Origin of the sequence: Catenulispora rubra (assembly GCF_015356825.1) — a bacterium.
In the GTDB taxonomy this organism is placed as follows: domain Bacteria; phylum Actinomycetota; class Actinomycetes; order Streptomycetales; family Catenulisporaceae; genus Catenulispora; species Catenulispora rubra.
This window is the reverse complement of sequence record NZ_JAACYW010000393.1, coordinates 1-9123: the sequence shown is the minus strand read 5'-3', so window position 1 is coordinate 9123 and position 9123 is coordinate 1. Positions and strand designations below refer to the sequence as shown.

Genomic DNA, 9123 nt, shown 5'->3' with positions numbered 1-9123 from the left:
GCCGCAGACCCCGCCGACCCCCCGCCGACCTCGCTGACCTTGCTGACCTCGCCGTCCTGCACGCCTACTCGCCGTACCACCGCGTCCGCGGGCCCCGCCCCGATCCTGCTCTGATTGGAGCGCGGTGTCGGCCACGGGGCGCGCGGTATCGGCGCGACGGTCGAGCTCTTCGCCGACGTCATGGTGTTCCTCGCCGAAGAGCTCGGCCTGCAGGCTCCAGAGGTGTGAACCCTGCGCGCCGCTCGACTACGTGAAGATGGTCAGCCCGCTGCAGGACGGGATGCCCAGCCACGGGACGGTGAACGTGGCGCTCCCGTCGGGGGCCGTGCACAGCTTCAGGAAGGCGTTGCCGACGCCGAGCGCCGCGCCGACGATGCTCGCGATCTGGGCGCCGTTCGGGACGCCGGCGGCCGCGAGGATCGGGCCGACGAGGGCGGCGACGGTCTGGCCGAAGCCGATGACGTTCTCGACCTCGGTGACGGCCTGCTTGGTCAGGTTCAGCTGCACGCCGGAGTTGTCGATGGTGAGGGTGATGCCGGGCAGGACCTGGATGGTCGTGTTCTGGACAGCTGCCGGGACGGCCATGGCGATGTGGACGGCCGTGCTGCCGTGGGCGCCGTTGGGCGTGGTGGCGGCGCGCTCCAGAAGTTGGTTCAACCCGGCGGCTACGGCGGCACTCTCCGTGCTCAGTGCCAGGCTGTCGACCCCGGAACGCGCGGGCTCCTGCGCCGCGGCGCTCGTCGGACCGGCGGCGGCCGCGACCAGCGAGGCGCTGATCGTGGCGGCGGTGTCGAAAACCGGTGTCAGGAGACCCCTGACATCGGATTCCGACATGACTCCGGCGGCTTCATGCACGTACCGCGCTCGTCCTGTGAGGTGGACTACTCACCCGCCGCTGACCCCCTGGCCGAACGAGTTCACGCAGTACATCGGGCTCGGGTACATCGCCGACTGCCCGTACTGGTTGACCGCGGCGAGTTGCAGGCACGTCGTGCTCCCCGCCGGGATCTGGTAGGAGTAGCTGGTCCCGCCGACGGGCACCGTCTGGTCGGTCCCGGGCGTCCCGTTGACCGTGTAGTGCAGGCTGTAGCTCGTCGCGTCCGAATGGGCCTTCCACGAGACGTCCACCGTGGCCATGCCGATCCAGTTCGGGATCTGCACGCTGATGTCGCCCGCGGCCATCGGGCCGGGCGGATTGTGCGACGGCGGCGGGGGCGTCTGCGAATGCGGCGGAGTCGTCGGGTGCGTTGTCGGCGTGGCGGGGTGCGTCGTCGGGTGGGACGTCGGCTTGCTGGTCGTCGCGGTCGACGGCGGGTGCGTCACCGATCCGCCGCCGTTCGGGCCGTCGGCGGGCACCGTGACTGTGATCTGCCCCGAGCTGCTCTGCGCCGCCGCCGTGGTGACGCCCGCCGGCTTCGGCGGCGTGACCGGTCCGTTCGGGGTCGGAGACGGCTTGCCGCCGGACAGCGCCTGCCCGCCGGAGCTGCCTGAGCTGCCGGAGCTGCTGGAACCGTCGGAGCTGGGAGACCCGAGCGCAGGCGGAAACGCCCCGCCGTTCTGGCCGCTGGACATCGTGCTACCGGCCCGGAGGGTATCAGCCGTCGGATTCCCCTTGCCGCCGCCGCTGCCCTCGACGATGGCGACGCCGGCCAGGATGACGACGGCGGCCGCGGCCCCGGAGATCACGGCGACGCGCTTGCCGCCACGCTTCGGAGCCAGGGCCACCGTCGGCAGGTCCGCCGCGTCCCCGGCCGCGAGCGGCAGTCCCACCCCGAGCGGCGGCTCCTGCCACGCGACTCCGGCGAGCGGCTGCCAGCCGGCCTCACCCAGCACATCGATGATCTGCTGCGGAGTCGGACGGTCCTCGGGCTCCTTGGTCAGGCACCCCTTGATCAGCCGATGCAGAACGTCGTCACCGACGGCGACACCTTCCAGATCCGGCTCGTTGTTGACCACGCGGTGCAGGATCGCCAGCGGCGCACCGTCCCCGAAGGCGAGCCGGCCGGTGGCGGCGAACACCAGCAGCGAACCCAGAGCGAACACGTCGGAGGCGGCCTCCACCGAGCGACCGTCGGCTTGCTCAGGGGACATGTACGCAGGGGTCCCGAGAGTCTGGCCGGTATTGGTCAGCAGGGAAGCGTCCAAGGCACGCGCCACGCCGAAGTCGATGACCTTCGGCCCGTCCGGACCGAGCAGCACGTTCGCCGGCTTGAGGTCGCGATGCACGACCTCTGCGGCGTGAATGACCTGCAGCGCCTCGGCGATCGCCACCGCCAGGGCACGAAGACGCGCATCGTCGAACCCGCCGCCCTGCTCCACCGCGTCCTGCAACGTCGGGCCCGGCACGTATTCAGTCGCCAGCCAAGGCCGCTCGCCATCGGCCTGCGCATTGAAGATCTCGGCGATCCGCGGCGAGTGAACCCGCCCGGCGACCTCCAACTCCCGCGAGAACCGCTTGCGGAACGCCGGGATCTCGGCCAGATCCGAGCGCACCACCTTCACCGCGGCCTGCCGCCCGTCGGCGTCCGTCCCCAGGAACACCCGCCCCATCGCACCCGACCCGAGCTGCGTAAGCAGCAGGTACGGCCCCATCCGATCGGTCGGCGCGGGCCCCACCTTGTGTACGTTGCCGTTCATATCCACGCTCTGCCTCCCCCTGTACGGCGTCCTTGCCATTATGGGGCGGCGGGCCAGAGAAGCCGCCCAGCGGTCGAACGAATTCTTGGTGGCCGTCGCGGTGGCCGTCGCGGACCGGACGCCCGACGGAGTCTAAAGCCCGGGCTTCAGGACCCGTCCTCGCCGGAGTGTGCCGAGTCCGCCGATCACAGTGACCCGATCGAGGCCCCGGCCGATGCGCGCTGAGGCCGGGCAGCGCAGCCTTCGCCGGAAAACTACCGGGTCTGCCCTCTTGACGTCTATCGGTCGAATCCGTTTACTCCACTCGTAGAACTCTGATTCATTCTGTTAACTTGCTTGCCTTCCTGTTTGATTTCCGGTTCCGTAACACCGTCCATCAGGGAGCACGTCATGCGAAACGCCTCATTGGCACGTCCCGGCCCGCGCCGCCTCCTCGCCCTCTTCGTGGCGGCGCTGCTGGCCCTCTTCTGCGTCGACGGCCGAGAGCCGAAGGCCTACGCCCAGAGCAACGGCGCGGCGGTCACGCCGTTGATGGGCTGGAGCAGTTGGTCATTCCTGCGCAACGCCCCGACCGAGGCGAAGATGAAGGCCCAGGCGCAGGGGATGGCGAACTCGGGCCTGGTCGCCGCGGGCTACAAGTACGTCAACCTCGACGACTTCTGGTACCTCGACCCGGCCAACACGGTCGACTCCGGCGGCCGGTGGGTCACCGACAGCAGCAAGTTCCCGGACGGCATGGCGAATCTGGGTTCGTACATCCACTCCCTCGGCGAGAAGTTCGGGATGTACCTGACGCCCGGGATCCCGGTCGCGGCCTACAGCCAGAACACGCCGATCGCCGGGACGTCGTTCCACGCGCGCGACATCGTCTCCAACACCAGCAGCTACGAGACGAACTACAACTTCGGCAGTGGTCGGATGTACTACATCGACTACACGAAGAACCCCACTGCGGCGCAGGCGTTCCTGAACTCGTGGGCCGACCAGCTCGCCGGCTACGGCATCGACTACCTGAAGATCGACGGCGTCAGCCCGAACGACGGCGACTCGCAGGGCGTCGCCGACGTGCAGCACTGGTCCCAGGCGCTCAACCAGAGCGGCCGCACGATCCACCTGGAGCTGTCCAACTCGCTGACGACGGCGGACGCCGCGTCCTGGCAGCAGTACTCCAACGGCTGGCGCATCGACGGCGACATCGAGTGCTACTGCGGGTCGAACTCCTCGTTCCCGTTGACCAACTGGAACAACGTCAGCGGCCGGTTCAACGACGTGCAGCCGTGGATCGGCGTCGGTGGCACCGGCGGGTGGAACGACCTGGACTCGATCGAGGTCGGCAACGGCTCGAACGACGGGCTCACGTATGACGAGCGCAAGACGCAGCTGACGCTGTGGGCGATCGAGAACTCCAACCTGACGCTCGGCGTGGACCTGACGAACTTGGACTCGACGGATGTCGGGCTGCTGACCAACAGCGAAGTGCTCGCGGTCGACCGGGCCGGGCACCCGGCGCGCGCGGTGGACCGCACGACGCAGCAGCAGGCCTGGTACGCGGCGAACGGCGACGGCAGCTACACCGTGGCGCTGTTCAACCTGTCGGGCTCGGCCGCCACGACCGCCGTGAACTGGCAGGACATCGGCTTCACCGGGTCGTCGGCGACGGTGCACGACGACTGGTCGCACAGCGACCTCGGGACGTTCGCGAGCGGGTACAGCGTTTCGTTGCCCGCGCATGGGACCACGCTGCTGAAGGTGGTGCCGACCGGGGCTGTGAGCTACACCGCGATGTCCTACAACATCGTCAACGCCAACAGCGCTCTGTTCCTGGCCACGTCGGGCTCGTCGGTGGTGCAGCAGAGTGCTGACAACGCGCTGGACCAAGAGTGGCAGCTGGTGCCGGTCGGCGACGGCAGCTACAAGGTCCTCAACCGCACGAGTCACCAGCAGCTGGCCGTCCCGTCCGGCAGCCAGGGTGCGCAGCTGGTTCAGGCGGGCGACGACAAAGCCACCGACACGCAATGGCGGCTCGTCCCGACGGGCAGCGGCTCCTACACGCTGAAGTCGTCCTCCGACGGCCTGTGTGCCGACGTCTCCGGCGGCTCGACGAGTTCCGGCGCCTCGGTGATTCAGTGGCCTGCCAACGGCGGCGCGAACCAGAAGTGGACGCTGGTGCCGGTGCCGGACGCGAACCAGGCGTACCGCGTCGAGAACCTGCTGACCGGCGGCCGGCTGGACGTGAACAACGACTCCACCGCCGACGGCGCGACCCTGCTGCAGTGGACCGACAACGGGCGCGCCGACCAGAAGTGGACGTTCGTGCGGCAGAGCAGCGGCGCGTACACGATCGTCAACGCCAACAGCGGCAAGCTGGTCAACATCCCGGGTCCGACCACCACCTCGGCCACGCAGCTGATCCAGTACTCCGACGACGGCAACAGCAACTCGCGCTGGACGCTGGTCGACGCCGGACCGGGCGTGATCGGGCTGAAGAGTGTCTACGACGGCCAGCTGGTCGACGTCTCCGGCGGCAACACCAGCGCGGGCACCGCGGTGATCCAGTTCCCGTCCAACGGTGGGCAGAACCAGGGGTGGACGCTGGTGCCGTGAGCTGAGCGGCGCCGCCGATTGACCCCGCCTCCGGCTCCGATCCGGCCTGACTCCGGTCCGGCTGCGACTCGGGTCCGGGGCCAGGTCTGGCTCTGGCTCTGGCTCTGATCCAGCCTGGCTCGGGCTCGTGTCCGGGTTCGACTCGGGACCAGTTCCGGTTCCGGGCTCGGCTCCGGCCCGGGTCCGCCCCCAATCCGAGCGCCGCGCCCCTCCCGCGCCGCGCCGAATTATCCTTGGCGCATGGCCGTCCCCTCCCTGACCTCGTCCGCCGCGGCGGCGGGCCGGTGGAAGCGGACCCCCGGGGTCGTCGCCAGGATCGGGCGGCGGACCCTTGTGGAATCGCTCTACCTGCTCACCGCGCCGTTCAGTGCGGTCGTCGGGCTGTATGCGGCGGTTCGCGGCGTGCGCGGGCGCCGGCCCGGGGCGTGGCTCGGTCTGGCGCACGCGGTTCTGGCGCTGCCCGTCGTCTTCATCACCTCGGCCCTCACCGCGTTCTGGTGGTTCATCGCGCTGGCGACGCTGAGTTTTCCGATCCGCGTCCGGAACACCCCCGCCACGCTGCGGCCGATGAAGCTCTACGCGGGCAGCGGGCAGTCGCACCTCTCGCTGAGCCTGGGGCTGACCACGCCGGACGGGCGGCTTGCCTTCGCGCTCACGGTCGGCGTGGTGACTCTGTTGACGCTGCCGGCGCTCACGCGGGTGTGCGTGGCCGTGCAGATCGGGCTCAGCGAGGCACTGCTGTCCGACGTGTCGGCGCTGCATCGGCGGATCCGCGGCCTTGAGCGCGAGCGCGACACCGCGCGGGCGCAGGCCGTGGCGGCGGTGACGGCGGAGGCGGACGCGCTGCGGCGGCTGGAGCGCGACATCCACGACGGGCCGCAGCAGCGGCTGGTCCGGCTCGCTCTGGAGCTCGGGCGCGCGCAGCACCACCTGGACCGCAAGCCGGACCTCGCGCGGCAGGCCCTCGGCGACGCGCTGCTCCAGGCGCAGGAGACGCTGGACGAGCTGCGCGCCCTTTCCCGTGGCATCGCCCCGCCGATCCTGGCGGACCGCGGGCTGCGCGAGGCGCTTGCGGCGATGGTCGCGTCGAGTGTCGTCCCGGCCGAGTTCGACACGGACGTCGCCGCCGGGTCGGCGCGGCCGCGGTTGGACGCGGCGGTCGAGACGGCCGCGTACTTCGTGGTCGCCGAGGCGTTGACGAACGTGGCGAAGCACAGCGGGGCGACGTGCTGCGTCGTCGGGATGCGGCATGACGAGGGGAGGCTGTTGAAGGTGTGGGTGACCGATGACGGCGTCGGCGGCGCGGCGTTCGCCAAGGGGCACGGGCTGCGCGGGCTCGGCGACCGGGTCGGGGCGGTGGGCGGGCGGTTGGACGTCGTCAGTCCGGCCGGTGGTCCGACGACGATCAGTGCGGAGCTGCCATGTCGGTGACTCCGGCGGGGGCGGCGATTCGCGCTTATGACACCGGCCCGACCCGGCGCCCCCTGCGCATCGTGGTCGCCGATGACGCGGTCCTGCTGCGCGAGGGCCTGGTCCGGCTGCTCGCCGAGGACGGCCACGAGGTGGTCGCCGCGGTCGGCGACGGCCCGTCGGCGATCCAGGCCGTGCTGGCGCATCGGCCGGACGTGTCGATCGTCGACGTGCGCATGCCCCCGACGCACACCGACGAGGGCCTGCGCGCCGCGATCGCCGCACGGGAGCGGCTGCCCGGCACGCCGATCCTGGTGCTGAGCCAGTACGTCGAGGTCTCCTACGTCGCCGACCTGCTCGCCGACGCCTCCGGCGGAGTCGGCTACCTGCTCAAGGACCGGGTCGCGAAGGTCGAGGAGTTCCTCGACGCCCTCGACCGCGTCGCGGCCGGGGCGACGGTGCTCGACCCGCAGGTCGTCGCGCGGCTGCTGGCCGCCCGGCAACGGCGCGACCCGCTCGCGGCGCTGACGGCGCGCGAGCGGGAGCTGCTGGGGCTGATGGCCGAAGGGTATTCGAACTCGGCCATCGCCAAGCGGGTGTCGCTGTCGGGCAGCGCGGTGGAGAAGCACATCGGGAACGTGTTCGTGAAGCTCGGGCTGCCGCCCGACGAGACGCAGCATCGTCGGGTGCGGGCCGTGCTGGCCTATCTCAGGGCCTGAACGGCTACCGCAGGGCATTGACGGCTACCGACTACCAGCCGCCCTACCAGCCGCCCTGGAACAGCGCCAGGAGCGCCGGCGCCGGGTCTGCGGTGGTGCCCGTGTTCGCCACGCACACGAGGAGCGTCGCGAGCCCTGTGACGGCCAGCATGGTGCCGAGCGCGGCGAGGAGGCGGCGCGTGCGGCGATCGTCGGACGTGCCGGTCTTGCCTATGGCGCGGAACCGCTTCCAGAGCGCGACACTCATCGCGAGTACGACGAGCAGCACGATCGCGGTGAGCACGGCGATCACGGCGTGATAGGTGGCGAAGTCGTCGACCATCCGCGCGACGATCGGCGGGTGGTGTGCGCCTGCGTGAGAGTAGCCGGTGAGATCGGTCCTGATCTGCGCGAGCGCAGTGGACAGCCCGGTCTCGGAGGTGTGGAACGGCAGCAGCGTGATCGCGGAGGACAGGGGAGCGATCGAGCCCTGGACGTTGGCCATCACTAGCAGCACGCTTCCTACTGTGAGCAGCGTGGCGAGTGTCCAGCCGGCGGCGAGGCCGAAGCGCGTTCGGGTGTCTCGTGCACCGGCTCCCAGCAGGGCGCGCCAGAGCCGAACGGTGAGCATGATCGCCACGAGCAGCAGCAGCGCGGCGGCGATCGCCTTGACCACGTGGTACTGACGCCAGTAGTCGACGACCCTCGCCATGTCCGGCGTGAAGGTCCGCGAGCCGGAGTTCCAGTAGCCGACGAAGGCGGTCTTCGCGGCGTTGTCGAGCGTGTCGCGGTTGGCGAGGCTGGCGCCCGACGTGCTCGACGCCAACGGTCCCGGCGCCAGGACGAACGTGGCGGCGAAGACCGCGGCGAGTACACAGAGGGCCGCGACGACGCGCGCCGAGAGCGGCGAGCTGCGCGCGGTCGGTGGGACGGGGGCAAAGACGGTTGCGTGTGCCATGACGTTCACGATCGCGGGAACGTCGGGCCTGGTCACTGCGGCTGGCCATCGACTTGGGGTGTGGCTGGCCACACCTGTTCATCCAGCCGCAGGCCGGTGACAGAATGCAGCATCCAGCGGCGCTCCATACGCTGCTGGGCAAGGGTTGTGCCGGGCGGTTCAGACGCCCGGCACAACCTGAATCGCGGTCAGTGCCCTGCTGCCGTACCTCAGTGCCCTGCTGCCGTACCTCAGTGCCCTGCTGTCATACCTCAGTGCCCGTGCGGCGGAGACGTGAACGAGGCCAGTTGGTGCCCGGCCGCGTCGGCGACGCTGATCGACATCGTCGAGGTCGCCATCTGTGGCATCGTCGGCAGCAGCGCGTAGGCCACGCTCCAGCCCGGGTGGCCGGCCAGGGTGACGATCGTCGCCGGGTATTTCTTGCCGTCCACGGTCACGAGGCCCGTGGCCGCCTCGCCGCTGCCGATGTACAGGCCCGCGACCATCCGGTCGTCGGCCTGGATGCCGATCGAGCCGGCGGCCTGGTTGCCGTTGTCGGTGTAGTGCGGGCCGTTCTGGCCGCCGAAGCCGGAGAGGGTTTCCGAGTTCGATGTCAGAGTCAGGGAGTAGCCGTCGCCGAGGTCGACTGTCCCGGGCTGCACCACGCGTACCTTCGGCGCCGCCGACGACGTCGAAGTCGTCACCGGCGAGGACGTCGGCGAGTTCGGTGTCACCGGTGTGTCCGGTGCAAGCGTCGAGGACACCGGCGTAGTAGGCAGTGTCGACGCCGACGAAGAAATACCCCCCGCCGCCACCACGTTGCCCGAGCCGTGACCG

6 protein-coding genes and 1 pseudogene are annotated in these 9123 nt (G+C 70.3%); 3 read left to right on the top strand and 4 right to left on the bottom strand.

Annotated elements, in window-relative coordinates; genetic code table 11:
* Positions 1 to 246: 246 nt before the first annotated feature.
* Together GWK61_RS50000 and GWK61_RS49995 are read right to left on the bottom strand one after the other, a co-directional pair.
* On the bottom strand, positions 247 to 834 hold the full coding sequence (locus GWK61_RS50000) for a hypothetical protein (RefSeq protein WP_194920894.1): 588 nt from the start codon (positions 832 to 834) through the stop codon (positions 247 to 249).
* A 51-nt stretch (positions 835 to 885) separates the two neighbouring features.
* Positions 886 to 2637, bottom strand: coding sequence for a serine/threonine protein kinase (locus GWK61_RS49995; protein ID WP_194920892.1), 1752 nt, complete (start codon positions 2635 to 2637; stop codon positions 886 to 888).
* A 390-nt stretch (positions 2638 to 3027) separates the two neighbouring features.
* Here GWK61_RS49995 and GWK61_RS49990 point away from each other — a divergent pair, with 390 nt between their 5' ends.
* The 3 genes from GWK61_RS49990 to GWK61_RS49980 all read left to right on the top strand — a co-directional run bounded on the left by GWK61_RS49990 (position 3028) and on the right by GWK61_RS49980 (position 7370).
* Positions 3028 to 5241 (top strand): RICIN domain-containing protein, encoded by a 2214-nt coding sequence (locus GWK61_RS49990; protein WP_194920889.1) that lies wholly within the window; start codon positions 3028 to 3030, stop codon positions 5239 to 5241.
* 240 nt (positions 5242 to 5481) lie between these two features.
* Positions 5482 to 6672 carry a sensor histidine kinase gene (locus GWK61_RS49985; RefSeq protein WP_194920888.1) on the top strand — a complete coding sequence of 397 codons (1191 nt, stop codon included), beginning with the start codon at positions 5482 to 5484 and terminating at the stop codon, positions 6670 to 6672.
* Positions 6673 to 6725: 53 nt separating this feature from the next.
* Positions 6726 to 7370: a response regulator transcription factor gene (locus GWK61_RS49980; RefSeq protein ID WP_194920896.1), complete on the top strand. Its 645-nt coding sequence runs from the start codon at positions 6726 to 6728 to the stop codon at positions 7368 to 7370.
* Between the two features lie 43 nt (positions 7371 to 7413).
* Here GWK61_RS49980 and GWK61_RS49975 read toward each other — a convergent pair whose 3' ends face one another.
* Entirely contained in the window at positions 7414 to 8307 is an 894-nt protein-coding gene (locus tag GWK61_RS49975; RefSeq protein ID WP_194920887.1) for a hypothetical protein, read from the bottom strand.
* A gap of 251 nt (positions 8308 to 8558) precedes the next feature.
* Positions 8559 to 9123, bottom strand: a pseudogene (locus GWK61_RS49970) (hypothetical protein); the annotation flags it as partial.

Bases quoted from the DNA above. Each gene is read 5' to 3' on its own strand.
- GWK61_RS50000 (WP_194920894.1), bottom strand. From the start codon at position 834: ATGTCGGAATCCGATGTCAGGGGTCTCCTGACACCGGTTTTCGACACC.
- GWK61_RS49995 (WP_194920892.1), bottom strand. From the start codon at position 2,637: ATGAACGGCAACGTACACAAGGTGGGGCCCGCGCCGACCGATCGGATG.
- GWK61_RS49990 (WP_194920889.1), top strand. From the start codon at position 3,028: ATGCGAAACGCCTCATTGGCACGTCCCGGCCCGCGCCGCCTCCTCGCC.
- GWK61_RS49985 (WP_194920888.1), top strand. From the start codon at position 5,482: ATGGCCGTCCCCTCCCTGACCTCGTCCGCCGCGGCGGCGGGCCGGTGG.
- GWK61_RS49975 (WP_194920887.1), bottom strand. From the start codon at position 8,307: ATGGCACACGCAACCGTCTTTGCCCCCGTCCCACCGACCGCGCGCAGC.